Below are 26,998 nucleotides of genomic sequence, written 5' to 3'. Positions count from 1 at the left end.
TTAAGGTTTCTGTTCATCAAATAAAGTAGCACAACGTTCAGTTTGACAGCCTGCTAACATAATGGCTTTGGGTAAGCTTGCATACATATTGGTGAGATGCTGCTCAGCTGGGTGCTTATAATCCCAAAATAAGAATTGATTTGAACGATGCTGACTAAAATTTTGATAAAAATTATTTTGTTTTTGTATTGATTGAGCACTAGGAGTGAGGTCTCTGCGTTGTTCATGTGTGCCAACCGTTGTCATCAGCATCAAATTTGGTTGTTTATCTACTGGCTTGCTTAACCAATCTTTTTGTCGATTTAACAGTGCATAATTATCAAACCATAAAGAAGGGCTAGCAGCGATATAGCGTTGAAAGTTTTGTGGTTGTGACAAGAATGTATGTAAAACAAATAAGCCGCCAAATGAATGTCCGAATAGGCTTTGTTGTTGTGGATTGACTTGAATACGTGCGCTAATTTCTGGCTTGAGTTCTTTTTCTATAAATTGGATAAATTGATCTGCACCACCATATTCGTATTTGGCTTGTTGCTGAAACTCAGCAGAAGCTTTAGGCGTGTAATCTAAAGCACGTTTTTCTACATCAAAAGTCGTTTGATTTGGATAGCCAATCGCAACGATAGCAACGGGGCTTAGTCCAAGACGATTGGCACCAGCTCCTACAGATTTGGCGATATTGGCTGCGCTCTCAAAAGCTGCATTACCATCAAGTACATAAAGTACAGGAAAACCTTGGGATGGTATCTCACCAGAGGGTATTGAGACCTGAATTAAATACTCATGTTGTGTATATTTTGATTTTAATACAAAGCTTGATTGTATCTGGGTATTTGTCTTTAAAGAGGGGTTATTTGTATTTGCTGATGTGGATTGGGCAAACGCTATTTGTGTACCGATCAGTAAAGAAAAAGTTAAAATACCAAGATGTTTAAACATAAGTAATTCATACGTGTTGAAATTTCATTTTAAAATATATAATGAAAATCATTATCAATAAAGCCGAATCGTAAAAAGAGTTAAAACTCAGCGTGTTTAATAGCTTAAAGTCTTGTTATACTAGCTCAGATAACCAATTCACAGATGAATTGTAATCCATTCTTATAGATGATTTTGCTGAGGCTGCATTCAATGGTAAACGATGGACAAAACACATCGACTTCACTTAATTTAGAACAAATTCGTAACGATATTGATAGTGTCGATCAACAAATCCAAGAATTACTCAATCGCCGCGCTTCGTTGGCTGAGGCAGTAGCTAAGGCGAAATTTGCAGCAGAAGAGAATCCATTATTTTATCGTCCAGAACGTGAAGCGCAGGTATTACGTAAAGTTATGGAACGTAATCAAGGACCTTTATCTGATGCGACGATGGCTCGATTATTCCGTGAGATTATGTCTGCCTGTTTGGCGCTTGAAGCACCACAGAGCATTGCATTCTTAGGACCTGAAGGAACATTTACGCAATCGGCTGTTTTGAAGCATTTTGGGCAAGATGCAATTGTGCGTCCGTTGCCAACTATTGATGAAGTGTTCCGTGAAGTTGAGGCGGGCAGTGCGCATTATGGTGTAGTGCCAGTTGAAAACTCATCTGAAGGAATCGTAAATCATACCCTTGATTGTTTTAAAGCATCGACTTTAAATGTCATTGGTGAGGTAGAACTTCGGATTCATCATCAATTTCTTGTATCAGAAAATACCCGCAAAGATAGTATTAAACAGATTTATGCGCATCAGCAGACTTTAGCACAGTGCCGTAAGTGGTTGGATGCTCATTATCCCGGTGTAGAGCGTGTTGCCCTAAATTCTAATGCAGAGGCTGCACGTCGTATTCGTAATGAATGGCATTCTGCTGCGATTGCATCTGACATTGCGGCGAATATGTATAATCTTGAGATTTTACATAGCAATATTGAGGATAATCCAGAAAATACGACGCGATTCCTTGTGATTGGCCGTGAAAAAATTCCTCAAAGTGGTAATGATAAAACTTCTTTATTGATCTCAGCACATGATCGTGCAGGTGCTTTATTAGAGATCCTTGCGCCATTTGCGAAGCATCAAATCAGCTTGACCAGTATTGAAACGCGCCCAGCTTTACCTGAAAAATGGGCCTATGTGTTCTTTATTGATTTAGAAGGTCATATTGATCAAGCTAATGTAGCTGCAGCTTTAGACGAAATTCGTCCGATGGTTAAAGAGCTGCGAGTACTGGGTTCTTATCCAATCGCTGTTTTATAATTTTTGACCGTATGGGTAGGTGGTTTATACATCTATCCATATCAAAATCGTCTTATTAGGCAAATATGTTTTATGTCTCAACCATTATTTAAAAAAGTTGCATTTATTGGACTTGGACTGATTGGGTCTAGTCTTGCTCGTGTGATTGTGGCAGAACAACTTGCATCTGAAATTGTCGCTTCAACACGCTCAAAGAAAACATTAGATGACGCAAAAGCATTGGGTATTATTCAGGAAGGTTATGCAAATCCTGAAGAAGCTGTTGTAGGTGCTGACTTAATTGTTTTGGCACTACCTGTGCGTGCAACTCAAAAGGTACTCGAACAGATCAAGCCTTATCTGGACCAAAATGCCATCATTACCGATGTGGGAAGTACCAAAGGCAATGTTGTTGAGGCTGCAAAAGCCGTGTTTGGTGAGCGTCTACCGGTTGGTTTTGTTCCTGGACATCCGATCGCAGGTGCTGAACATACAGGTGTGCATGCAGGCAAAGTCGATTTATTTGCAAATCATAAAGTGATTTTGACACCAGTTGCTACAAGTGCGGATTGGGCGGTCGAAAAGCTGATTCAGCTTTGGTCTGCTGCGAAAGCTGAAGTCATCTGTATGGATGTGACCAAACATGATGAAGTATTGGCACACACCAGTCATTTACCACATTTGATGGCTTTCAATCTAGTAGAGCAATTGGCGAACCGTGAAGATAATTTAGATATCTTCCGTTATGCTGCGGGTGGTTTTCGAGACTTTTCTCGAATCGCAGCCAGTGATCCACAAATGTGGCATGATATTTTTTTCGCCAACAAAACTGCGATTTTGAATGCTGTAGAAGGTTTTGAACAGCAACTTTCAGTGTTGAAAAAACTGATCGAACAGGAAGATTCACAAGCGTTGATGGGATTGCTTGGGCATGCTCAAGCTGCTCGTCAACACTTTAACCATATGTTAGCCAAAAAACCTTTGATGGAGAAAAACAAGGTGACACAGCAATTTAGCATTTTACCGGGAAAGAAAACATTTACAGGTAAATTCACCGTACCTGGTGACAAGTCTGTGTCACATCGCTCAATCATGTTTGGAGCGATTGCTGAAGGCACAACGCATGTGACAGGTTTCTTAGAGGGTGAAGATGCATTGGCAACTTTACAAGCTTTCCGTGACATGGGTGTAAGCATCGAAGGTCCGAAGAATGGTGAAGTCACGATTCATGGTGTCGGTATGCATGGCTTGAAAGCCCCTGCAAGCGCTTTATATATGGGTAACTCTGGTACAAGCATGCGTTTGTTGTCTGGCATGTTGTCAGTGCAAAAGTTTGATTCTGTGATGACCGGTGATGCATCATTGTCTAAACGTCCAATGGAGCGTATTGCCAAGCCACTCCGTGAAATGGGTGCTCAGATTCAAACCACCGGTGAAAAAGGTACACCACCAGTAAGTATTACAGGTAACCAAGCGCTTAAAGGGATTCAATACGATTTACCAATGGCTTCTGCGCAAGTGAAATCTGGAATTTTATTAGCAGGTTTATGGGCTGAAGGTGTAACTTCAGTGACTGAACCTGAACCAACACGGGATCATACTGAACGTATGTTACGTGCCTTTGGATATGATGTGAAAACTGAAGGCAATAAAATTTCTCTTGTGGGCGGTGGTAAGTTAGTCGGTACGAATATTCAAGTTCCTTCTGATATTTCTTCTGCTGCGTTCTTTATGGTTGGCGCTGCGATTACAGAAGGTGCAGATGTTGTACTGGAAGCGGTCGGTATTAACCCAACACGTACGGGTGTGATTGAAATTCTGAAACAAATGGGTGCTGATCTGACCGTTGAAAATGAACGTATTGCAGGCGGTGAGCCGATTGCAGATATTCATATTAAAGGTTCTCGTACACTTAAAGGCATCCATATGCCAGAGGATCAAGTGCCATTGGCAATTGATGAATTCCCAGCATTATTTATAGCGGCTGCATGTGCTGAAGGTCAAACTGTGTTGACTGGAGCTGCTGAGTTGCGTGTAAAAGAATCTGATCGTATCCAAGTGATGGCAGATGGTTTGAAAATCATGGGTATCGATTGCACGCCAACTGAAGATGGTATCATCATTGAAGGTAAAGGCAAATCTGGCGATTGGTCAGCAATCTTTAATGGTGGTGAAATTGAATCTCACCATGATCATCGTATTGCAATGAGTTTTAGTATTGCAGGTCTGAGAACTGCTGGTGCGATTACGATTCATGGTACTGAAACGGTTGCAACAAGTTTTCCGACGTTTACGGAACTTGCAAACACAGCAGGTCTTGATTTGAAAGTTGTAGAAGCTTAAGCAATTTTTGATTGCAATATAACTTAAAATGAAATCTATTTAAAAACGAGCCAAGCTAAAACTTGGCTCATTTTTTATCATATGTAGTAAGAATAGCTTAGAGTTGAAAAAAATAAGTTTAATAGGTCAGTATGTGGGAAATAATCTGAAGTTATGACTTTTTATTCAAATATAATTGAATAAAATCTTTAAAAATTGGAAATTATTGTCAAATACACTTTTAAAAAAATGCAAACAGGGAAATAATAGGTGACTAAATTTCATTGCATTGAAAAAGGAATAATAAGATGGAGTTAGATCGTTTCGATAAGCAGATTCTTGAGATCTTAACGCATGAAGATGTGAACCTGAATGAGCTATCAGAACGTATTAATCTGTCTGTGAGTTCGGTGCATCGTCGGATCAAAAATTTGATTGAATCTCAGGTGATGGGACAGCTAAAAAGAGAAATTAACTTTAATAAGCTTGGATTCAGTTTACATATCTTATTGCAAGTTTCTTTGAGCAAGCATGATAGTGAGACTTTTGATAAGTTTTTAGAAGAGCTAGAAGATATTCCAGAAGTAACCAATGCTTTTTTGGTCACAGGGCAGAGTGCAGATTTTATTTTAGAACTTGTTGCGCGTAATATGGATGATTACAGTGAAATATTATTACGCCGTATTGGTAAAATCGACAGTGTTGTCGCGCTACATTCCAGTTTTGTGATCAAAGAATACAACGTCTTTAACTGTTATAAACTTTTAAATAAGCTATAAAAAATGCATCTAAAAAGATGCATTTTTTACTCATCTTGATTGCTTATGCATCAAGCTGTTCTAAGACTTCTTCAGAGAATTCAACGTTGGTATAAACGTTTTGAACATCATCAAGATCTTCTAACATATCAATCATTTTCATGATTTGTTTTGCTTGATCAACATCCGTGATTTCAGCCTTAGTTGATGGGCTCATAACAACTTCGGCATTATCAGATTTTAAACCTGCCGCAGCTAGCGCATCTTGAACCTCACCAAAGCTCTCTGGACTGGTAATGACGAGAATGCTGTCTTCATCAACTTCGATATCATCAGCGCCCGCTTCTAAAGCGACTTCCATGATTTTGTCTTCTAATGAGACATCTTCGAAAGAAATTTCACCACGTTTAGTAAACAGATATGCAACTGAACCATTCGTTCCTAAGTTACCATTGGTTTTACTAAAACAGTGTCGAACATCAGGTACAGTACGGTTTAAATTATCAGTCATCGTTTCAACGATAACAGCAACACCACCGACACCATAACCTTCATAGGTTACTTCTTTTAAATCATCATTTTCTTCACCACCAGCGCCGCGTTGGATTGCCCGATTGATGGTATCACGTGTCATATTGACAGAAAGTGCTTTTTCAACAACAGCACGTAAACGAGGGTTACTCGCTGCATCAGGACCGCCTAATCTTGCTGCGGTAACAATCTCGCGGATATATTTAGTAAAGACTTTACCGCGACTGGCATCTTGTTTCGCTTTACGATGCTTAATATTGGCCCATTTAGAATGACCCGCCATGGAAGTAACTCCAAAAAATAAAACTCAAAAAGTGCGTGAATATTAGCATAGCAAGGGTTTTGTTGAAAACTCTCGCCGCTAACATTCAAAATATAAAATTATGATGAAATCACAAAACTTGATCAGCTAAACTTTTTCTAATTAATTTTGACATCAATGTCATATTCAGCATACATCGCTTTAATTTTCTCTAGATCTTGTTGTAGATCAGTAGGGTAGATTTTCCCTAAAATTCCACCTTTTTTGGTCCGTGCATTGGCATACATTAAAATGATTGGGACGTTCGCTGCCTTGGCAATATGCCAAAAACCTGTACGGATTGGCTTACGTTCTTCACCATCTTTTGCTCGAGTGGCCTCAGGTGCGATGACAAGATTAAACTGCTCATTCTGATTAAATAGATCAACCATTTGAGTCACGATATCTTTGCTTGCCTTACGATCAACAGGGATACCCCCTAGACGTTCTAGGACAGGTTTTAAGGGCCCTTTAAACAACTCTTTTTTGATCAAAGTATGGATTTTTAATTGCAAAATCTCAAATAGGGCAAGTGATAAGATTGTATCTAGGTTAGATGTATGCTCAAAACCTATAATCACTTGTTTCTTTTCTAAAATGCTAGGATCTACTTCATATTCCCAACCTGTTGCTTTAAATATAGTTTTTCCTAAAAATTTTCTCATGGTCACAACCATTACAACTGAATGACAGCAGTGTAATACGAGTTTTGTAGAAAATACATATCCGCAAATTCCAGATTGAATGAAAATTTGGATGTCTTATAAATGATCAAAAAACGTAATATATGCTTTACTCAATACGCAAAGATCAGATAGAATCAGCGCAGTTAATGATTTTACTTACAATTCTGTATGTTTGATAAAATCATCTGCTTGTAATTTAAGTTAAATTTAACTAAAATTCCGCAGAATTTAATCATAATAATATGATTTAAAGTTATAGGGCCTATAGCTCAGTTGGTTAGAGCAGCGGACTCATAATCCGTTGGTCCCGTGTTCAAGTCACGGTGGGCCCACCATATAAAACAACCACTTAGGTGTACTAATCCTAAGTGGTTTTTTAATGCCACCATTTGTTTAATCAATATAGTTTGGTATCTATCAAATTTGATTTGATAATAATTGTGCTATCACAATATTGGTATAAAATTATTATAATTATTAATAACTTATTTTTTATAGTTACGTAGTCGTTTGGTAAGACTGTTGTGCTTCTCAATTCTTCTTGGCTACTTTTTATGATTTAATAAATACATGAACAACAAAACAAAAAGAGAGAAAAACATGAAAATAGCATATTTAGGTGGCTTTAAGGATGGAGAGGTTCTTACAGTGCCAATTGATCATGGTGATCCTTTGCAATTAAATTGGCTTATTCAGCATGAAGATATTGAAAAAGCAGAGCAAGATTTAACTGATCATTCACAACGAGATTTTGCTGTTACATTGAAAAAATGTGTAGTGAATTATCATTTGATGATGCTTAAAAGGAATAAGGAAACTCGGTTTTTTTATGTTGAAGAAGGACTCTCGAGAGAGAAAGTTTCAGAGCAAATGAATCAGCATTGGAATAAGTCAGATACTGTAGGTTTTGACTTTGAATGATAGCTATTTAACATAAATCTATTGATATGTAATTTATATCACATTGTGTTTTGGTGATGTGTGCCCATTTTATTTAAAACTGTGCTATAAAACATTATTTTTTGGGTGTTGAATAATCATTTAATAGCACAGTAGCATTAAGTTTTATTTTGCTATATTAATAATAACTAATAATAATTACACTATTATTGTTTTCGGGTCTCCTTTCAATATTAATTTCAATCATATTGTTTTTTTGTGAATTAATTACCAAATCATTTAAATTTGTTGATTCCTTATTTATTTTTTTATTTAAATTGTTGATTAATTCACAATCTTGATGCTGATGTTGCTGAGAACAAGTGTCTTCGACAATTTGTCCAGTTATTTTTATCGTATTGGCTGCATAGCTGGTAGAGGCTATGATTGCTAACGACGCAGACAATATGAATTTATATATTATTTTATTCATATTTATGATCCTTTTATAATGAATTAATTATTTATTAACATATAAATTATTATAAAGGCAATCTTAAATATAAGGTGTTGATTAAAATAATTTTTAAAATGTGAATTGGTTATAATTTTATTTTAATTTTGATAAGTGTTATATTGAATTGGGTTTGTTATCTTAATCACTTATTTCTTCTATAATGTGAATTTGGTTTGAATCTATTTTTTGAGAAGAGAATGAATCTTTCATTTGAATTTAAGCATTGAACAGTGCTTAAAAAAGAAAAAGACTAATCTCAGGATTAGGCTTTCGTATTTACGCTCTAAATAATATTGCCACAGATATCAGTCGTACCTTGTGGATAAGTGAACTGTAGGGCATTGCGGTCAGTGATTAGCTCTGATGAGAATTTTTGTTCGTTTTCTGGGTCAAATTCTATTGCCACACCGCTTCGAACATTAAAGCTAATATTCTCCAATATCGCTGGTAGGTTAGATTGATATCCTTTATCTATTCCGTTAAGAATAAAACCGACTTGCTTGCTTTCTTGGTTAATATATATACCTAAGCGTTGATAGCTTATTGGATTATTAGTCATGTTGATGTATTGGAAGTAAGTTGAGATAGGGCCAGTTCCATCACTAAGTCGAGATGACAAACTATAATTTAAATTTGAAGGGTTTTCCCCCAAAATCTGGATCATAAGTTCCTGATTGAAAGCCAAAATTTGAATCTACTGTATAGCCATTTCCTGTTATAGCTCTTAGAGAAATGTCAGAGATGTAGGAAGAATTTTCTGAAAGTTTTTTAGGAACTTTAAGCTGCATTTCTAGTGCTATAATACCTGATTTAGGTAAAGTAAAATCGCCATCATTATTCGTACCACTTAATTGTGCTTTAGTGGTTGAGATGTAGCTGATGTACGAAAATTCTTCCTCTGTAAATGGTAATACTGAAAAACTGAATTTTTGACCATCAATAATCGGAAAGATGGTTATTGGCATATATCCAGAATTTTGATTGTTCCAATTATCGTAATCTTGTTGTGTTGCATCAAAGTTATACTGACATGTTTGACTCTGATTTAAACTACGTAAACTTAAGCTAGTTGATGTTGTTGCTGTAGATTGGGATGTAGTATTGCTACTTTGTGAGCTATTTTGATTTTCACCACAGCCAAGCAGGGCTAAGCTAAGCGTCAATATACCAATTTTTTTCATTGATAGTTCCTATAAGTTAAGTGGTTTAAAATTTTTTAAAAAAGCTAAAAGTTCATACTTTTGAATGGATTTAATTTTTATCAAGTGAAAATTTCAGAATTTATAGTTTAATTTTTTTAACAAAAGACCTCTTTTAAAAAAAGAGGTCTCGTTAAAAATCAATCATATTCGATAGTTACAGTTGCCATTGCTCGAACTGTGCCAGCACTTACATTATTTGCTGTCTGATAATATTGTGCTGTTAGTGGAACATTGTATTGCACAATCTCATTAGACCTTACTGTACCGATTTCTAATTTATCGCCTTTTTTTATCACTTGATTTTTACTGTTGTAATTCCAAAGTAATTGTACCCCGACACCATTCGCTCTAGTGGCAGCTGGAGATATATTTGATAGTACTTGATTATTAGTTCCATCTTGTACGTAATCAAAACTTAAACTAATCAAGTTCTTTTCTTCATAGCCAGTCGGGTTTTCACCACCATTACAGAGAATATTTAAATCAAATGATTGAGCACCTTGAGTTGAACCAATACCAGTAAATCCTGACTTTGTAACGGTAGGTAGAGTGACGACTTTATTAATATTCCCTTGTAGTTCACACGAAGAAGAAGCAATTGTGATAGCATTGCCATATACATGACTGGTTAAAATAGGTTGTGTTGGATGTGATGTTAAATAATAGCTACTATATTGACCTGGAACTAAAGTACCAGAACCAGTATTAGCAGCGGTTTTAACGATTTCTACTACAAAATATCCCGTATCTAAAGAATAGTTTGTACCATTCCAACCGGAACCACCTGTAATGGTTCTAGAATATGGATAATAACCAGAAAAATTCGTACTATTCTGAGCTTCACGATATAAACGAATGCCAATTCCTGGAATGTTTGTTGTATAGATATTATTTCCAAGTGAACTAATGGGATAGCTTTGTGTTAAGTCAGCACGTACTGTTCCAGTCGAATATCGAGTACAATTGATCGTTGAATTATTAGGGTTAATTGGAAAAGTTGCTTTTCTGAGAATTGTGCCAACTGCATCACTAGGCCGAACAACAACTCGACCTACAGCCATACTAATGTCTTTAGTTGTGAACCCTGATGTTGGAGCGCAAGCTGCATTTGCCTCACCATACAAACCAAGACCAGCGGTGAGCAAAACACTGTTTAAGAGTAATTTTTTCATTTACAAACCGCCTCAGTCATTATTAAGTTTTGTTGATCTTGTGCAAGCTGAGCCGTTACGTCATAAGTAATCTCACATTGCTCAGCGCTATCATCACCCCATTTTACATACAGTTGATCTTGTGCTTTTTGGGTACGTAAATACACCATGCTGCCTTGAGCAACAATACCAACAGACTCATTATTTTGATCAAATACTTGAGCTGCAAATGGTAGATTTTCACCAGTCGAAGTTTTAGCAGCAATGTAAATTGCATAACCTTTCTTCGTAGAAAAGTCTACTTTCGTAATAGACCCTGCGAATGGGGCAATTCGTTGGCTAGTTTCTTCAAGTTCGACATTTGTAGACATTTCTTGTGGATCTAGTGTGATGTCGTTTAAACGATATGGTGTTACATAAGGAATAACAGCATAGCCATCCTTATTGACACTTAAACCTGTTGTATTATTGACTTTGGCACCTGCTGCATCAGGAGCATAAACCAATACCATGGTTTGACCTTGTTCAGGGCCGAATAAGATACCATCGCGATGCGCAACAATATTTCCTGTTAAACTTACCATCGCTTGTTGATAGGTATCAGCAATACTATAAGATCCACCAACGGTCGTGAAATTGGTGCGATAGCGACCATTTACGTTGAATGTTGGATTGTTATAGTCTTGATGTGACATGGATGAACCATAGCTAAAGCGATCGCCAACAGTACCACTAACACCAACAGTTCGGTTGTTTTGTGATGCATTTGCATTCACATTCATCGAATGTTTCTTAAAGCTCAATGGGAAGGAGAGCGTCATCAAGTATTCAGTGTCACGTGTACGATTATTAGAGCTATAGTCAACTTGTCGTTTGGTTGCAGATAAACCATAAGTTAAACCATGGTAGTTATTACTATAACCAAACTGGTATTGTTTACCGCTTTCATTGCGATTCCAATAATCAACCCATGAACCGACCATGTAGAAGTTACCCCAACCATCAGGAAGACCCTGATTCAAGGTAATTTGAAATTCACTACGTTGTTTACCCACAGCATAGCTGTTGATACCTTTATCTTCCAAATCACGGATTAAAAGTGCATCACGTAATTTGTAATAATTTTCAGTCGAGTATCGATATGCGGCTAAGGTTAAATTGGTACTTGTCGGAGAGATCAGCTTACTATAGCTCAAGCGATAACTTTGACCAGATTGAGACGCTTTTTTCTCAAAGTCAGCTTCAGAATGGGTTACGTCAACTGAAATAGCACCTAGAGGTGTCGCAAAAGCTGTACCTAATAGTGCAGATGCATATCGTTCAGTTGCTTGAAAACCTGTATAACCAGTCAGGTAGTTGTTAATACCGAGTTGGTATTTACCTTGTACAACCCAAGGGTCTAAATCGATATCACGATCTCGGAACTCACCAGCAGTGACCGAGTAGCGGCTCATGCCAGGTCTTAGCATTTGAACGACAGAAGCGTAGGGGATTGAAAATGTTTGAATATCACCATTTGATTCAATCACAGAAACTTCAAGTTCACCACCGAAACCCGTTGGGTAGAGATCATTAATTTCAAAGCTACCTGGTGACACAGTCGTTTGGTAAATCAATTGCCCTTGTTGACGTACTTCAACTTTAGCATTTGTTTTTGCATTGCCACGAATACGAGGTGCATAACCCAGCATACTATTTGGCAACATCCGGTCATCACTAGAAAAATCAATACCACGGTATCCAAATGAATCGAAAACTTCACCATTGGTAAAACTATCACCTAATGTAAGTACACCACGATATTGAGGAAATGCACGTTGCAAATAGGTACTTGTAGATTGATAGTTTGATTTACTTTCATTCTCGTTAGGCTGATCTTTCCACTGCCATTGACCATTGTGACGTAATTGCCAGCCAGCAAGATTCGCTCCAGCTGTTAATGCCATAAATGCATTAGTGGTTTCTTTATTGTCATTGCTTCTATTAAATGTTTTATATGCACTACCGCTATAAGATAAAAAGCCAGCATTTACACCACGATCCCAAACACTTGGATCGACATAGCCTTGAGCATTTTTTTGTATCGCAACCTGAGGAATAGAAATATCTACACGCAACTTAGACGTATCAAAATCATAGTATGCATCTTCAATCCATTCATCTATTTTTAGGCAGCTATTTTGTGAAATAGCAGACTGATGGATCGCTAAAGCATCTTGCTTAACACCGTACTCGAGTAAAGTATTAGAGTTGAAGCAGGTAACGGCATTTTGTTTAGGATCGACAGCTTTAAATTGCATACGGCGTTTGCCGAACCATTTACCATTAATATATACGTCTACATTATATTCACCTGGTAATACAGGGTTACCGTACTTAAAGCGTGAAATATCGATCTTTTGCGCATCACCAATCAAAAACGAAGAGTCGAACTCTGCTTCCATCGCATTATTGTTTTTGAGTTCGTCTGCATACACCATCACTGGCACAGTCATGCTGATTATGCCAGAGGTTAGGTAAAAACAAATATGACGCTTTAATAATCTATATGGTGCGTGCTTTTTTGACATAATAAGAATCGCCTATATTGTATAGGTACTTAAAATTATTGGTTATCTGGATGAAAAATGATTATTGAAACTTAATTGGTTTCTCGACACGTCCGCCATAATCATTTACATTGATAAAGCTCATTTTTTCAGTATTGGAGATTTTTAATTGAACACGATCTTCAGAAAATGGCTTTAACATTAAACCTTTGGGTAATAAATCAACTTTTTTATCACCATTGACTTGATAGATTGAAGTCATCGTAATGTGAAAAGGTGTTGGGTTTTTGATGACCACACTTTGACCTGCTTTTTGCCATTGCAGCTTATCGGCTGCTAAATTAGCATCTTCTTTAATACTCGCAGGGCGGTAGAAGAATTTAATTCTTGAACGAATTGCAAGTTGTAAAAAATTATCTGGTACTGATTCAGCACCTTTACCTGTTGGTCGAGGTGGAATATCCAATACGTTTAACCAAAGTACAGATTCTTGCTGTTGATTTAGCTGTGATGCATTTGGTAAAGCTGTAATCCGGAGAGTTTGGCTTTTTGTTGCTTCAACACGCGAAATCGGAGGCGTGATCATAAAAGGAACTTTTGATTGATCAGGTGTACTTTTGGGATCTCCTTCATCAATCCATGCTTGGACTAATGCTGGTTTAGAGCCATTATTACTGAGCTGTAAAGTGACTTCACGTGCATCGGAAGGATAAATAACGCGCGTGCCGTGAATGACAATCTCTGCATGAGTAGCAGCAGTTGCTAACATTGAACAGAGTGCAAAACCAGACAAGAATTTACTACCGTTAAATGACATGTGAAACATTCTCAGAAAAAGGCGAAAGTGATGAAATACAGAGGAGTTTCTATGTTCGAAAACATAGAAACTCAGTTATCAATAGATTATTGATAAATAATTGTGTATTGAACTGAAGTTGTTACTTCACCAGCAGTTGAAGCGCCAGTTGCATAGTATTCAGCATAGTAGTTAAGATCAGCGCTACCGCCTTCTACAACGTCAACCCACTGAGAGTTAGCTTGAGCACCAGTAGCGCCAGCAGCTAATACAGGGATTACTTGGTTGTTGTCACCAAGTAATTGAACGTCAACGTTTTGAGCACCAGCAGCAGCTTGGTTGATTAAACGACCAGTATTGAAGTCAACAGTTGCACCTGGTTCGAAGTAAGTTGCAACTTTACCAGCTGAACAGTCTTCCAAGTTGATTTGGAATGGAGTACGACCTGCTACATCACCAGCATTTGCTAGAGTTTGTCTAGAAACAGTAGGGAGAGTAACTGTGAAGTCTTTACCTGCTGGAGTAACGATGTTACAAGTTTTGTCAGTTACTAAACCATTGATTGTAATTGTTCCGTCAGCAGCTTGTACATTTGCAATACCAACAACTGAAAGAGCAGCGATCAAAGCAAGTTTTTTCATAATAATTTCTCAAATACATCAGCTAAAAGTTTGAATTATATTACCTTTTCAGTTAAATTTTTGCGCTGAACAAGTAATGTGCGAAATATATCATTAATTAAACAAAATGCAAACTGTGTCACAAAATGCTTAATTTTTGTTTAAATTTTCCTGCGATCAAATTTAACTGTTTGTTTAATTTTATTTTTTGGTCAAAAAAATCTTCAATATACGGGTTGAGAAATATAAAATTTGGTAAAAATTACAAAAAATTTATTAGAAATAATTGATTGTTTGTTTATTTTTTATTCAAAATTGGCGGAATTTTATATGAATTTTTTATGACAAATGATTAGGTATTCTTAAAATTAAAATTTTGGGTCATCAAAATGGTTAACAAAAAGCTCAAACTTTTTTTAAGAATTTTTTAAGATTGTGGGACTAATTTTTAAGCATGAATTGATGAAAAAAACATCGCAAGGAGATATCCATGAACATGCTTTATACCCACAAACCAGACTATTATTTCTTCGCACACAAGTTTGTTCTGTTTTTGCAAGATTATTTAAAGTCTCATTCGACAGAACACCAAACCAGTTTTAATTTACAAACGATCTATGATTTGTTTGGACATGACCGTGCTTCGAGCACAACTAATCTTGAAGGTATTCTAAACATTGTGGATGAATACGTACTTGAAACCGATCAAGGGAAGCAGGCATTGATTAGTGCTTATCATGTTCATCTAGATAGCCATATTTTGACTTTGCAACTCAACCCTAAAGCAATGCAAAGTCTAATAACAGGTATTCAAATTGAACGACCACTTGCAGCTTAATGTTAGGTGTCTAAATTAAAGCTGAATACTTATAAGGTTTAGTCAATTGTTTTAGCTTGAGCTGAATTTATCTAGGCTATTGGTTATGATGTTATTTCATCTTGTGATCAGAATAGCGCTATGGATAAGAATTTTGACTCTGAAACCTATACTGTAGATAAAAATTTGACTGATACTCTGATGTGGCTAATGCATCATCAGGAGGTATTTGATTCATTCCATTTTGATGTGCACTCACAGGAGTTATCCGTTACCCATGCTGCTGGTGTGGATATCATCCGAGAAGGAATGTTCTTAAATGCGAAATATGGCATCTTAGTGACATCAGTATAATTTCATAACGAGAAAGAAAAAGCCTTGTCAGTTGACAAGGCTTTTGCGTTTATGCGCTCATCGCATCTATTGAGAGCTCTGCAACAGTTGGTTTTGGCTTTTCAGCAGTCAAACCTAATTTGGCAAATAACACTTGATCTTTACCTTCGCCAGCATTTGGCGTTGTAAGAAGTTTCTCACCAGAGAACAACGAGTTAGCTCCAGCCATAAATGCCAATGCTTGATCCGAATCACTAAGTGATTCACGTCCTGCTGATAAGCGAATATAGCTGTGTGGCATAATGATACGAGCAACTGCGATAGTACGGATCCATTCCGTTACATCTAGTTTTTCGACATCAGCTAGTGGTGTTCCTTCGATTGGCACAAGCATATTAATCGGTACAGACTCAGGATGCACAGGCATGGTAGCGAGTTCATGCAATAAACCGATACGGTCATTACGACTTTCACCTAAGCCAACAATACCGCCACTACACACTTTCATGCCAGCTTGACGGACATGGTCTAATGTATTTAAACGGTCATCAAAAGTGCGCGTACTGATAATATGTGAGTAGTATTCACGTGATGTATCAAGATTATGATTGTAATAATCCAAGCCCGCATCTTTTAAACGTTCAGCTTGAGATTGATTTAACATGCCGAGAGTCATACAGGTTTCTAGACCTAAGGCTTTTACCTCACGTACCATTTCTAGGACGTATGGCATATCACGCTCGTGAGGGTTACGCCAAGCTGCACCCATACAGAAACGAGATGACCCAGAGTCTTTGGCTGCCTGTGCTTCACGAATTACCTTGTCAACTGCAATACGCTTTTCTGCTTCTAGTTTTGAGTCATAGCGTGCTGACTGGGAGCAATACTTGCAGTCTTCAGGACATTTACCCGTTTTGATTGAAAGAAGTGTGCTGACTTGAATCGTGTTTGCTTGAAAATGTTGGCGATGAACGCGTTGTGCTTCAAAAACTAAGTCTAAAAAAGGTTGATCATATAAAGCTTGGATTTCATCACGAGTCCAGTCATTACGTAGGGTCATTGTTATATCCATGATGATTGATTACAAAGATTGAGATTAATCATACAGAAATCGTGCCAAAGCCATAGGGCAAAAAACATCATTTTTCTATTTGATGAACAGTAGATTGCTGCAATTGTTGTTGAATTGCCCAATCAATATGTACATTTACAATCTCATCGTGCCAAGATTTTGCTTCTTGCAATTTGGCTATGATTTCATCTGAGTATGGCGCATTTCCGAGTCCGATTGCAATATTGCGTTTAAAGGATTGATAGCCTGTACGTCTGATTGGACTACCTTCTGTATTTGCTAGGAAAGTTGCCTCATCCCACCGCCAAATATCGAGTAAGCTGATATTATCTAAGCTGTGTCTAGGGTCAAAATCTGGAATTGTTGCCGTCTTCGCAAAGCCATTCCATGGACATATCAACTGACAATCATCGCAACCGAAAATTCGGTTTCCAATACCAGCACGATATTCTTCTGGAATAATACCTTTATATTCAATGGTTAAATATGCGATACATTTTCTGGCATCTAACATGTAGGGTTCAACAATCGCTTGAGTTGGACATATATCAATACAAGCAGTGCATGAACCGCAGTGTGCAGTTGCAGGCTGATCAAAAGGAAGTTCGAGAGAGGTAAATAACTCACCTAATACAAAGAAAGAGCCTGATTTTTTATGGATCAGTAACGTATGTTTTCCAGTCCACCCCATACCTGCACTTTCTGCCAGTGATTTTTCGAAAATTGGAGCTGAATCTGCAAAGGGGCGTGACTCAAAATCGCCCACTTTTTCTTTAATTCGATTGGCTAAGGTTTTGAGTCGTCCACGCATCACTTTATGGTAATCACGACCTCGTGCATAACGGGCGATAATCGCAGAATTGGGCTCTAATGGTACATAACGGGGCTTAGGGGATGCTACAAGATAGTTCATTCGCACACAGATAATGCTTTTTGTACCTGGAACAAGCAATGTTGGATCTGCGCGCTTTTCTAAGTTTTCTTCCAAATAGTGCATATCTGCATGATAGCCACGCTCCAAATATTCTTTAAAACGTGGTATTTGATCTTGAGCATCTGGTTTGGCAATGACACAATCAGAAAAGCCTAAGTCCAAAGCTTGTGCCTTTATCCAGCTTTTAAGCGCGTGGGGATCAAGCTGTTGAATCTCAATCTTTTGAGAAGCATTTTTGGAAGAGTGAGTAGAGGCCATAAACCGATAATAAGAGGAAAACCATGCAACGTTTAGTTTACCATAGCCCAGTTTATGATAGTCAAAGTATACAAGCATGGGAGCAACGATGGTTTGCTCAACAGAACGCTTCACTGGGGTTGATGCAACAAGCGGCTTGGTCAATAACGCAAAAATTAAATAAACAATTTCTAGCTCAAAAAATTAAACATATCGCAATTTGGTGTGGACAAGGTAATAACGCTGGTGATGGTTATTATATTGCTGTTTTTTTAAAGCAGCAGGGTTTTAAAGTGACTGTCTTTGCAACAGAGCTAGGACATTCTATTGATTTACAACAGGCATTTAATTATGCACAAAGCCAGCAAGTTGATATTCAAACGATTGACTATTTGCTGTCTGAACATGAAATAGGGCAAGAATTGCCAATATTTGACTGTCATATAGATGCATTATTTGGGATCGGGTTAAACCGAATGCTTGATCAAAAATGGCAAAACATCATTCAACTCTACAATCTGCAAATAGGCTTAAAAATATCGATTGATATCCCAAGTGGATTACATGCCAATACAGGACAAGCTTTGCCGTGTGCTATTCGAGCAGATCAGACTTTTACGCTATTGGGAAACAAAGCTGGCTTGTTTACAGGGCAAGGCAAAGAGTATGTTGGGCAATTACATTTAGTCAGCTTGATTCCCGTTGATAGTGAATTACAGTCGATTGCCTATTTGTCACCTAAAAAAGTCGTGCTGCCGAAACGTCAAGCCTTTGGACACAAAGGCAGCTATGGACATGTTCTCGTCATCGGTGGTCATGCTGATATGGGGGGAGCGGTGATCATGTCTGCTGAAGCTGCTTTTCATGCGGGGGCTGGAAAGGTAAGCGTTATTTGTCATGCTAAACACCATCAAGCGATTTTGGCGCGCTCTCCAAACATCATGGTTCGAGATATAAATGCCTTAGAACAAAAAGAGATTGAGCAATTACTAAAGCAAATCGATGCAGTCTGTTTTGGTATGGGTTTAGGACGTGATGAATGGGCTGAATTAATATATTTAAAATGGTTTGAATGCCTAAATCGGCATTCGCATTTACAAGTCGCACTTGATGCCGATGGACTCTGGTTTTTGGCCAAACATCCACAACAATTAAATGCTCATGTTTATGCAACTCCACATTCAGGCGAGGCTGCAACTTTATTGGGTTGCACTGCAACAGAGATTGAGCAAGATCGTATAGCTGCAATTTATCAGTTACGACAAAAATACTCAGGGCAATGGGTGCTGAAGGGCGCAGGGAGTCTAATTTTAGAGAATGAGTTATTTATCTGTACGCAGGGTAATGCAGGTATGGGTACAGGAGGCATGGGGGATGTATTGGCAGGCATGATTGCCAGTTTAAAAGCACAATTCCATGAGCAAGTCGCATTACATGAAATTGTCAGTTTACATGCACAGGCAGGGGATTTACTCGCTGAAAAGGGTATGAGAGGTTTGCAAGCACATGAAATGGGGAAAATGATTTATCATGTGGTGAATCAAGCCTTGTAAATTAACCTAACGCCGTCTAGTACTTGAGCGACTCCGACCACGTGCCATACCACCTAGTGCATTTAAAACGGCCAGTTTAGTCATACTTCCTGAGGCGTGAGCATGACAAATGGCTGCAGCCAGTGCATCCGCAGCATCGGCTTGTGGCTTAATGGTTAAGTTCAATAAGCGCATCACCATCATTTGTACTTGTTCTTTATCAGCAGCCCCATAACCTACAACAGACTGTTTAATCTGGCGTGCAGTATACTCAGCCACTTGTAGATCTAAATTTACTAAAGCTGCAATCGCTGCGCCACGTGCTTGACCAAGCTTTAACGCAGAATCTGGATTTTGCGCCATAAAGACTTGTTCTACAGCAGCCTCTGTAGGGCCATGAAATTTAACAATTCGCTCCACACCTGCAAAAATACGTTTTAAACGCTCAGGCATTTCTTGAGTCTCTGTTCGAATAGTTCCTGCATCTACAAAGCGGAGTTTATTACCGTCTTTTTCGATAATGCCATAACCTGTTAAGCGGGAACCAGGATCGATACCAATAATCAGTGACATGAAGCGCTATTAAAGTATAAGTGTGTTGCTATTGTTACATAGCCATTCTAGGACGGCACTCTTTTTTTGTAGAGTTTAGAATCGAAAAGAGAATAATTGATCAAAGATTCAATGCAATAGTTTTATTTTTGCTGATATCTCGATTAAAGCACTAATAAAAATATTCTTCAAAAAATGCTAGACAATGTAAAAAAAATCCCATATTCGTATTATTTTTAAACAATATTTTTAATATTTTACGAATTTTATAGAAAATGTTTGCATTAAATTTGATATGGGCGTATAAAGCTAACTCGCTGATGCGGGGTGGAGCAGTCTGGTAGCTCGTCGGGCTCATAACCCGAAGGTCGTTGGTTCAAATCCAACCCCCGCATCCAAATTAATTTTGCTCTGTGATGTATTGAAAGTAGTTGTTTGAACCATAAGTCAAACACATGCTACCTTAGCTTAAATAAACCTAAATATAGCTAAAATTATTAGATTCTAGAAATGTAGTATTCCTCTCTCATCTGTCTAGCATTGTAGTAAATTAAATCGATCACCTGAGCTCAGTAATGAGTATAGTGTGTTGAAAATTATTAATGAGTGGCGTATAGCCAAAGCCAGTAATGGCAATGAAATTTGTGTGAAAATCATCCCTTTGAAGCGTCAGCAAAATACGTTGAATGGTTCAAAATGGGTAGAAGTAGGTAAGAAAGTACTGTTAGAGTCTGGTCAAGAAGTTGACTTTAACTTGGACGGTAAAAGCTTTTATGCTTCGGTTAATCAGTTATATCGATTGACTTAGATGGTTTTTGTACTTGAAGTATCTATTTAATAAAGATAGATTGAGTTAAATCTAAATATCAAATCTAGATTTAACTCATAAATGAACAAAGTTTAAAAGGTTTAAAAAGTATGTCTGATACAGTTACTGGCACTGTGAAGTGGTTCAACGAAACTAAAGGTTTTGGTTTTATTCAGGCTGATTCAGGGCAAGACGTTTTTGCTCACTTCAGCGAAATCCAAAGCAATGGTTTTAAAGTTTTACATGAAGGACAACGTGTTTCGTTCGTTCTTGGCCAAGGTAAGAAAGGACCACAAGCGACTAGTATCTCTGTTATCTAATAGAAAATACTTTTAGCGAAAAAAGCCTGCATTTCGATGTAGGCTTTTTTGTTTTATTTTCTGTCCCGTCCTGAAATAAGTTTACCCCTTAAGAGGCTTATTTTATGGAATATGAAAAAGAACAACGAGTTAAACGAACACAACGAGATTACAGTTTTGCCTTTAAAATGCTGATTGTCCATGAGGTAGAAAAAGGGCAAATCACTTATAAACAAGCTCAAGCAAAATATGGTATTCAAGGAAGATCAACTGTGCTTACATGGTTACGTAAGTACGGACAACAAGATTGGACTTCTAAAGCTATGCCTTCCACTTCAAAACGCCAACTCACCCCTCAACAACGCATTCGCCAGTTGGAAAAACAATTAGCCGCAGAAAAGCTAAAAACTGAATTTATCCAAGATGTGATTTATCACATAGACAAAGAATGTGGGAGAGATCTTGGAAAAAAGTATACCGAGCACGTTTCAAAGATTGGCAAGCCCAAAGAAGACTAAATGTCTCACGTTATTGTGAGTGGATAGGAATCACCCGACAGGCTTACTATCAATCAGAAAAACGTGCTCAAATCAAAGCTCGGGAAACTCAGCAAGTACTTGAATTGGTTATGGAGTATCGTTATTTGATGCCAAGTATCGGTACGCGTAAACTCTATTGGCTGATCAAACCAAAATTGCTAGAACAAGGACTGAAGTTTGGTCGAGATCAGTTATTTAAAGTATTAAAAGAGAATGATTTATTGATACGCCCTAAACGTCGCTATACCAAAACTACAGATAGCAAACACTGGATGAAGAAACATCCTAATTTATTAAAGGATTATTCTCCAATACGGGCAAATGAAGTCTTTGTTAGTGATATTACCTATGTTGAAAGTGCAGAGGGTGTGCATTATCTATCACTTGTGACAGATGCCTATACCCGACAAATTAAAGGTTATAAGTTATCAAGTGATATGCGGGCAGAGAATGTTGTACAAGCCTTACATATGGCAATGAAGTCTATAAAAGATAGAGCAACAACCCTGATTCATCATTCAGATAGAGGTTCTCAATATTGCTCTGAATTATATCAATCGGCACTACAGCATTACGGTATAAGTCCCTCGATGACAGATGGAGGAGACTGTTACCAAAATGCTTTAGCAGAGCGAATCAATGGCATACTCAAACAGGAGTTCTTAACTACACGATGTAAAACGATGAAGGAGTTAGACCATTTAATTTCGGAATCTATAGTGATTTATAACTGCTACAGACCGCATTTAAGTTTAAATATGATTACTCCTAATCAGATGTATGAGAAAGCGAAAACCGAGCTAATTGCTTAACTCGGTTTGAAATGAAATACTGTCAATCTATTTCAGGACGGGACATTCTTACGATTTTTCGATAATAAACCTCAGAATAGACCATCATCTTAGACTAGATAGATATTGCGCAAAAAAAGTAAAGTCGTGTATAGTAAATATTAACTAGAAGAATAAGACTGCTGATTCAAAAAATCTTTTCATTTCGTAGTTTAGTCAAACCTTTCGTTTTTATCAGATTTCTTCTCAGGGTTTATGATTCCAAGTTGCTTGCTGCTAAGCACCCTCCATTTTTAAAAATAGGTTAAAGATATGTCTAATACTGTTACTGGTACAGTGAAGTGGTTCAACGAAACTAAAGGTTTTGGCTTTATTCATGCAGACTCTGGACAAGATGTTTTTGCACATTTCAGTGAAATTCAAAGTACTGGCTTTAAAGTTTTACATGAAGGTCAAAGAGTTACTTTTACGATCACTGATGGTAAGAAAGGGCCACAAGCAACAGGTATTACTGTTGTGCCTTAAAACACAGCAATAGCTTTAAAGAAGCCCGCGATTTGTGGGCTTCTTTGTGTTGATTATGCGAAAAATGATCGCAAGTGATGAGCTGGTTGTATTTAGCTTGATTACCAGCCACTGGCAACAGGTTTTTGGACAGGGTGGATTGGATAGGTAATTGTGACTAATTTAATATTACTACGGTCATAAAAAGTACTCCCTTGTATAAATAAGCAACTATTTACTGCTTTGGAGTTTAAGACGGCATTTATTTGAATCTTCTCAACTTTATATGAGGCATTGTGTTGAGAAGTATGAATGTTTTGATAATCTTGAGTTGTTCTATTCCATGGGATGTCAAAAAGTTTCTTCATACCACCACTGGCTGTTTTTCCTAACAAGTGATTTTCAACTGAGACTTTCAAAGGGTGTTGTATTTCACATTGTCTTTTTTCTTGAAAAGTTGGGCCATTACCGATGGCATACTTTCCACACATACAATTAATAGCCGCATTAGGATTTAAGTTGATAATAAAATCATCAATTTGAATAGATCCTTCAGTAAAACGTTTTGTTTTTTCAGTGATAGTGGGTTTTCCCATTGCGACAACACGATAAGCTACGAAGAGATCATTAGCGTTAATTTTTTTAGAGCTTAGTTTGTTACTATTGAGGGAGATATTGCTATTACCAAATTTTTTTAGGAGCGCAGATTCTACTTCTGCGGCGTAGCTGCTATCTGTTTTTATTGATATATTGCCGACACTGATTGCTTCATAGAGTACCTGAGTGTTCGCGGAAAGATCTAGCTCAGTTAAGTTTTTGACTGTAACGATTTTAATATCTTCTAATAAAATGCTTGTATGGTTTTGGGCTGTAGGTGATAAATTTAAGATCCTATAAAAATTACTTATTATTTCTACACCGAATTGAGTCTTGGAATCAATTGTTGTGTACGACTTGGTGGATATCAGGTTTTCTGGATTGGCTGCTTCACCTGTTGGACCAAAACCTTGTTGCCACTGTGCTCCAACGTTTACATCTTCTCTAGGGATATCCATAATTTTAAATCCCTTAAATTTTTCGAAGTTGCTCGCATTGTTTTCTATTTTCGGCAAAAGTGTGCAGCTAGACACAGCCAGCATTAAAGGTAAAATAATAATAGTTTTATTCATACACTTAACTTCTTTAACTGGCCTTTGCTATGTATTTATAGTGCACTGAATGTTAAGCTTTTTTCAAGTGACATAATTTATTTTTCGGACGAGTAGATTTGGGTTGTAGTGGATGATTGTGACAAATATTGTCACAAATGAATTAAATTTTTAAGAAAATACATTAAACGGGTATACGACCTTTTGCTAATTTCATTTCATTATTTTTTTAGGCAAATTAATAAGTGTAGTACATTTAAAGAGTGCTAAAGTGATGGAAAACTTAGAACCGTATGCTCATGGGTTTGAGCAAGAGATACATGTACATTGTTGTAAGCGATCTATGGGAACGTTGTTGTTTAGTCTAGTGATTTTGATTGCAACGAGTCTCTGAGAGATAAAGCATCTTCATGGTGCTTTTTATTTATGCAGTATTTCTATTCGTTGAATGAATGATCACCTATATTTATTTTTAATAATCGTGCTTTTTATTTAATATGTAAGGCTTATAGTAAAAGGAATAAGCCAATGGACATTATACAAATAAAAGATTTTTCTGCTGAAAAGGGATATACGAAAGCGATTATTGCAATGGATGAGTGGATAAGCGCAGCACCCTATTTTTATATGATTAAGGATCACTATTTAGTTGATGAGGCTATTCGGCTAGAGTATGTGATTATTCAGTAATTAAGCAAAACTATGAGTTTAGATCAGAAATAATACTTTCTGTTTCAAATCATAGACATAATAATTTATCATTTTTGATATCTTATTTTTTTCAAATTTAAGAATTCAAACTTATGAAAAAGATCTTATTTTTAGGTTTAATGATGACTTCACTTGCCGCATGTACATCTACACCAAGCAGTGAAATGACACCACCAAAAATTGGAATGGCGAATCCTGCAAGTAAATATTGTGTTGAACAGGGTGGTCAACTAGAAATTCGCAACGAAGCAAATGGACAAGTTGGTTACTGTAAACTACCAAATGGTCAAGTGGTTGAAGAGTGGGAGCTTTTCCGTGCGAGCCAGCCTAAATGTTTAGCTGATGAAGCACAAAAATTAGTTGGTCAAACGGGTTTAACGGAAGCACAAATTAAAGAAAAAACAAAATCTGAAATTGTACGTAGTATCGGACCAAATCAACCTGTAACGATGGACTATCGTGAAAATCGTGTTACGGTTACCGTAGATCCAAAATCTAAAAAGATTACCCATGCAAGTTGTGGTTAAAACATAAATCATTTATGGCTCTCAATTAAAAATATTTGATTGGGAGCTTTTTTATATCTGTGAAACATCGAAGACTTGATAAATCCAAAAAAGTACCCATCTCTTTAATTAGTTATTTTTTTATTTGCTGTACTGGCTTTACTTTTATAAACTCTGTGCTGCACATTTTTTCAACCTTCTGAGATAGACGAAGCTTTGACATGAATCTACTTCTTATCGTGGTATTTGGCACAATTGCTGAAGTTTTAGTATGGATCGGCGTGGGCGACCTTGTGGGGAGTATGTGGTACGTATTCTTCTGGTTTATTATCGCCTTCTTTATCGGTCTAAATATTATGCGTTCAAGCACGTCAAGTATTATGCCGCAATTACAACAAATGCAAATGACAGGGCAGCTTGGTAGTGATCCAGCAGTAACGAAAAAGATAGCACTGGCTATGTCTGGTTTCTTATTAATGATTCCAGGATTGATTTCAGATGTGTTAGCTGTACTTGTGCTTATTCCTGCTGTTCAAACAGGTCTTCGTAATGCATTAATGAAAACCATGGCAAAACGTCAGCAAGCGATGATGGATCAAATGATGAATGGAATGGGTGGCGGTGCTGCAGGACAAAATCCTTTTGCTGATATGATGCGCCAAATGCAAGAGATGCAAAGACAGCAAGGTAGCGGTCAGTATCAAGATTCAACCATCATTGATGGTGAAGCAAGAGAAGTAAAACCAGAGCAAAAGAAAATTGAATTTAAAGATGTAAATTAAAATATTGTTCCGTCCTGAAATAGATTGACAGTATTTCATTTAAAACCGAGTTAAGCAATTAGCTCGGTTTTCGCTTTCTCATACATCTGATTAGAAGTGATCATATTTAAACTTAAATGCGGTCTGTAGCAGTTATAAATCACTATAGATTTCGAAATTAAATGGTCTAACTCCTTTAATAAATTAGGATGTTTCTTCATCCAGTGTTTGCTATCTATAGTTTTGGTATAGCGACGTTTAGGGCGTATCAATAAATCATTCTCTTTTAATACCTTAAATAACTGATCTCGACCAAACTTCAGTCCTTGTTCTAGCAATTTTGGTTTGATCAGCCAATAGAGTTTACGCGTACCGATACTTGGCATCAAATAACGATACTCCATAACTAATTCAAGTACTTGCTGGGTTTCCTGAGCTTTGATTTGAGCACGTTTTTCTGATTGATAGTAAGCCTGTCGGGTGATTCCTATCCACTCACAATAACGTGAGACATTTAGTCTTCTTTGGGCTTGCCAATCTTTGAAACGTGCTCGGTATACTTTTTTCCAAGATCACTCCCACATTCTTTGTCTATGTGATAAATCACATCTTGGATAAATTCAGTTTTTAGCTTTTCTGCGGCTAATTGTTTTTCCAACTGGCGAATGCGTTGTTGAGGGGTGAGTTGGCGTTTTGAAGTGGAAGGCATAGCTTTAGAAGTCCAATCTTGTTGTCCGTACTTACGTAACCATGTAAGCACAGTTGATCTTCCTTGAATACCATATTTTGCTTGAGCTTGTTTATAAGTGATTTGCCCTTTTTCTACCTCATGGACAATCAGCATTTTAAAGGCAAAACTATAATCTCGTTGTGTTCGTTTAACTCGTTGTTCTTTTTCATATTCCATAAAATAAGCCTCTTA

Annotated in this window: 27 protein-coding genes, 2 tRNA genes and 2 pseudogenes; 16 read left to right on the top strand and 15 right to left on the bottom strand. The window is 37.2% G+C overall.

Features of this window, described 5'->3' with window-relative positions; translation table 11 throughout:
- Positions 1–939 carry an alpha/beta hydrolase gene (locus AAC851_RS02675; protein ID WP_340600453.1) on the bottom strand — a complete coding sequence of 313 codons (939 nt, stop codon included), beginning with the start codon at positions 937–939 and terminating at the stop codon, positions 1–3.
- Between the two features lie 192 nt (positions 940–1,131).
- On the opposite strand from AAC851_RS02675, the gene pheA reads away from it, so the two are divergent.
- From pheA to AAC851_RS02660, 3 genes are all read left to right on the top strand, one after another.
- A complete protein-coding gene (gene pheA, locus AAC851_RS02670) occupies positions 1,132–2,241 on the top strand; it encodes a prephenate dehydratase (protein ID WP_005081048.1) in 1,110 nt (369 codons plus the stop codon).
- A 72-nt stretch (positions 2,242–2,313) separates the two neighbouring features.
- Positions 2,314–4,563 (top strand): bifunctional prephenate dehydrogenase/3-phosphoshikimate 1-carboxyvinyltransferase, encoded by a 2,250-nt coding sequence (locus AAC851_RS02665; protein WP_005090905.1) that lies wholly within the window; start codon positions 2,314–2,316, stop codon positions 4,561–4,563.
- A gap of 287 nt (positions 4,564–4,850) precedes the next feature.
- Positions 4,851–5,321 carry an Lrp/AsnC family transcriptional regulator gene (locus AAC851_RS02660; RefSeq protein ID WP_004638699.1) on the top strand — a complete coding sequence of 157 codons (471 nt, stop codon included), beginning with the start codon at positions 4,851–4,853 and terminating at the stop codon, positions 5,319–5,321.
- 43 nt (positions 5,322–5,364) lie between these two features.
- Here the strand turns inward: AAC851_RS02660 and AAC851_RS02655 are convergent, their stop codons facing one another.
- Both AAC851_RS02655 and AAC851_RS02650 read right to left on the bottom strand, forming a co-directional pair.
- A complete protein-coding gene (locus tag AAC851_RS02655) occupies positions 5,365–6,114 on the bottom strand; it encodes a YebC/PmpR family DNA-binding transcriptional regulator (RefSeq protein ID WP_004638700.1) in 750 nt (249 codons plus the stop codon).
- A 137-nt stretch (positions 6,115–6,251) separates the two neighbouring features.
- Complete coding sequence (locus AAC851_RS02650) at positions 6,252–6,809, bottom strand: 1-acyl-sn-glycerol-3-phosphate acyltransferase (protein WP_008941531.1); 558 nt, start codon at positions 6,807–6,809, stop codon at positions 6,252–6,254.
- Between the two features lie 267 nt (positions 6,810–7,076).
- Here AAC851_RS02650 and AAC851_RS02645 point away from each other — a divergent pair.
- Together AAC851_RS02645 and AAC851_RS02640 are read left to right on the top strand one after the other, a co-directional pair.
- Positions 7,077–7,153 (top strand) — tRNA-Ile (locus AAC851_RS02645).
- 235 nt (positions 7,154–7,388) lie between these two features.
- Positions 7,389–7,739, top strand: coding sequence for a hypothetical protein (locus AAC851_RS02640; protein WP_228153402.1), 351 nt, complete (start codon positions 7,389–7,391; stop codon positions 7,737–7,739).
- 157 nt (positions 7,740–7,896) lie between these two features.
- Here AAC851_RS02640 and AAC851_RS02635 read toward each other — a convergent pair whose 3' ends face one another.
- The 6 genes and pseudogenes from AAC851_RS02635 to AAC851_RS02610 form a co-directional block, all read right to left on the bottom strand.
- Positions 7,897–8,190: a type 1 fimbrial protein gene (locus tag AAC851_RS02635; RefSeq protein WP_125503214.1), complete on the bottom strand. Its 294-nt coding sequence runs from the start codon at positions 8,188–8,190 to the stop codon at positions 7,897–7,899.
- Positions 8,191–8,497: 307 nt separating this feature from the next.
- Positions 8,498–9,395, bottom strand: a pseudogene (locus tag AAC851_RS02630) (DUF4882 domain-containing protein).
- A 158-nt stretch (positions 9,396–9,553) separates the two neighbouring features.
- Positions 9,554–10,588, bottom strand: coding sequence for a fimbrial protein (locus tag AAC851_RS02625; protein WP_151212088.1), 1,035 nt, complete (start codon positions 10,586–10,588; stop codon positions 9,554–9,556).
- Positions 10,585–13,137 carry a fimbria/pilus outer membrane usher protein gene (locus AAC851_RS02620; RefSeq protein WP_125316768.1) on the bottom strand — a complete coding sequence of 851 codons (2,553 nt, stop codon included), beginning with the start codon at positions 13,135–13,137 and terminating at the stop codon, positions 10,585–10,587. The genes AAC851_RS02625 and AAC851_RS02620 overlap by 4 nt, the downstream gene beginning before the upstream one ends.
- A gap of 61 nt (positions 13,138–13,198) precedes the next feature.
- On the bottom strand, positions 13,199–13,933 hold the full coding sequence (locus AAC851_RS02615; protein WP_340600452.1) for a fimbrial biogenesis chaperone: 735 nt from the start codon (positions 13,931–13,933) through the stop codon (positions 13,199–13,201).
- Between the two features lie 86 nt (positions 13,934–14,019).
- Positions 14,020–14,553 carry a fimbrial protein gene (locus AAC851_RS02610; protein ID WP_005081028.1) on the bottom strand — a complete coding sequence of 178 codons (534 nt, stop codon included), beginning with the start codon at positions 14,551–14,553 and terminating at the stop codon, positions 14,020–14,022.
- A 469-nt stretch (positions 14,554–15,022) separates the two neighbouring features.
- Between AAC851_RS02610 and AAC851_RS02605 the strand changes: the two genes are divergently transcribed.
- Together AAC851_RS02605 and AAC851_RS02600 are read left to right on the top strand one after the other, a co-directional pair.
- Positions 15,023–15,370 (top strand): hypothetical protein, encoded by a 348-nt coding sequence (locus tag AAC851_RS02605; protein ID WP_125503206.1) that lies wholly within the window; start codon positions 15,023–15,025, stop codon positions 15,368–15,370.
- A 120-nt stretch (positions 15,371–15,490) separates the two neighbouring features.
- Positions 15,491–15,703, top strand: coding sequence for a hypothetical protein (locus AAC851_RS02600; RefSeq protein WP_004638793.1), 213 nt, complete (start codon positions 15,491–15,493; stop codon positions 15,701–15,703).
- Positions 15,704–15,752: 49 nt separating this feature from the next.
- Here AAC851_RS02600 and bioB read toward each other — a convergent pair whose 3' ends face one another.
- The gene (gene bioB / locus AAC851_RS02595; protein WP_005081024.1) at positions 15,753–16,742 is read right to left on the bottom strand and encodes a biotin synthase BioB; all 990 of its coding nucleotides are present in this window, start codon (positions 16,740–16,742) and stop codon (positions 15,753–15,755) included.
- Between the two features lie 79 nt (positions 16,743–16,821).
- Complete coding sequence (gene queG, locus AAC851_RS02590) at positions 16,822–17,946, bottom strand: tRNA epoxyqueuosine(34) reductase QueG (RefSeq protein ID WP_340600451.1); 1,125 nt, start codon at positions 17,944–17,946, stop codon at positions 16,822–16,824.
- Between the two features lie 23 nt (positions 17,947–17,969).
- Between queG and AAC851_RS02585 the strand changes: the two genes are divergently transcribed.
- The gene (locus AAC851_RS02585) at positions 17,970–19,478 is read left to right on the top strand and encodes an NAD(P)H-hydrate dehydratase (RefSeq protein ID WP_340600450.1); all 1,509 of its coding nucleotides are present in this window, start codon (positions 17,970–17,972) and stop codon (positions 19,476–19,478) included.
- A gap of 6 nt (positions 19,479–19,484) precedes the next feature.
- Here AAC851_RS02585 and ruvC read toward each other — a convergent pair whose 3' ends face one another.
- Positions 19,485–20,030 (bottom strand): crossover junction endodeoxyribonuclease RuvC, encoded by a 546-nt coding sequence (gene ruvC / locus AAC851_RS02580; protein WP_004638800.1) that lies wholly within the window; start codon positions 20,028–20,030, stop codon positions 19,485–19,487.
- A gap of 300 nt (positions 20,031–20,330) precedes the next feature.
- Here ruvC and AAC851_RS02575 point away from each other — a divergent pair.
- From AAC851_RS02575 to AAC851_RS02555, 5 genes are all read left to right on the top strand, one after another.
- Positions 20,331–20,407 (top strand) — tRNA-Met (locus AAC851_RS02575).
- Positions 20,408–20,598: 191 nt separating this feature from the next.
- On the top strand, positions 20,599–20,817 hold the full coding sequence (locus AAC851_RS02570; protein WP_325772662.1) for a transposase: 219 nt from the start codon (positions 20,599–20,601) through the stop codon (positions 20,815–20,817).
- A 110-nt stretch (positions 20,818–20,927) separates the two neighbouring features.
- On the top strand, positions 20,928–21,137 hold the full coding sequence (locus tag AAC851_RS02565) for a cold-shock protein (protein ID WP_004638802.1): 210 nt from the start codon (positions 20,928–20,930) through the stop codon (positions 21,135–21,137).
- A 104-nt stretch (positions 21,138–21,241) separates the two neighbouring features.
- Positions 21,242–22,467, top strand: a protein-coding gene (locus AAC851_RS02560) for an IS3 family transposase (RefSeq protein ID WP_340600449.1) whose coding sequence is annotated in 2 segments (ribosomal slippage) — positions 21,242–21,581 and positions 21,581–22,467 — 1,227 coding nt in all. Because the reading frame shifts where the segments join, the coding sequence is not laid out codon by codon here.
- A gap of 291 nt (positions 22,468–22,758) precedes the next feature.
- A complete protein-coding gene (locus tag AAC851_RS02555; protein WP_004638805.1) occupies positions 22,759–22,971 on the top strand; it encodes a cold-shock protein in 213 nt (70 codons plus the stop codon).
- A gap of 101 nt (positions 22,972–23,072) precedes the next feature.
- On the opposite strand, the gene AAC851_RS02550 is transcribed toward AAC851_RS02555, so the two are convergent.
- Positions 23,073–24,119: a hypothetical protein gene (locus tag AAC851_RS02550; protein WP_125503317.1), complete on the bottom strand. Its 1,047-nt coding sequence runs from the start codon at positions 24,117–24,119 to the stop codon at positions 23,073–23,075.
- A 507-nt stretch (positions 24,120–24,626) separates the two neighbouring features.
- Between AAC851_RS02550 and AAC851_RS02545 the strand changes: the two genes are divergently transcribed.
- The 3 genes from AAC851_RS02545 (at position 24,627) to AAC851_RS02535 (ending at position 26,097) form a co-directional block, all read left to right on the top strand.
- Positions 24,627–24,788 carry a hypothetical protein gene (locus AAC851_RS02545; RefSeq protein WP_004638809.1) on the top strand — a complete coding sequence of 54 codons (162 nt, stop codon included), beginning with the start codon at positions 24,627–24,629 and terminating at the stop codon, positions 24,786–24,788.
- 113 nt (positions 24,789–24,901) lie between these two features.
- Positions 24,902–25,336: an I78 family peptidase inhibitor gene (locus tag AAC851_RS02540; RefSeq protein WP_005081013.1), complete on the top strand. Its 435-nt coding sequence runs from the start codon at positions 24,902–24,904 to the stop codon at positions 25,334–25,336.
- A 200-nt stretch (positions 25,337–25,536) separates the two neighbouring features.
- Positions 25,537–26,097: an FxsA family protein gene (locus tag AAC851_RS02535; RefSeq protein WP_100833588.1), complete on the top strand. Its 561-nt coding sequence runs from the start codon at positions 25,537–25,539 to the stop codon at positions 26,095–26,097.
- A gap of 170 nt (positions 26,098–26,267) precedes the next feature.
- Here the strand turns inward: AAC851_RS02535 and AAC851_RS15900 are convergent.
- Both AAC851_RS15900 and AAC851_RS15895 read right to left on the bottom strand, forming a co-directional pair.
- Positions 26,268–26,450, bottom strand: a pseudogene (locus tag AAC851_RS15900) (IS3 family transposase); the annotation flags it as partial.
- A 140-nt stretch (positions 26,451–26,590) separates the two neighbouring features.
- A complete protein-coding gene (locus AAC851_RS15895) occupies positions 26,591–26,983 on the bottom strand; it encodes an IS3 family transposase (RefSeq protein WP_026070416.1) in 393 nt (130 codons plus the stop codon).
- Positions 26,984–26,998 lie beyond the last annotated feature (15 nt).

It is taken from the genome of Acinetobacter sp. HZNU-JH01, from assembly GCF_037996845.1.
Lineage (GTDB): Bacteria > Pseudomonadota > Gammaproteobacteria > Pseudomonadales > Moraxellaceae > Acinetobacter > Acinetobacter haemolyticus.
Note: the sequence above shows the minus strand (reverse complement) of the source record. Positions and strands in the feature narration are given on the sequence as shown.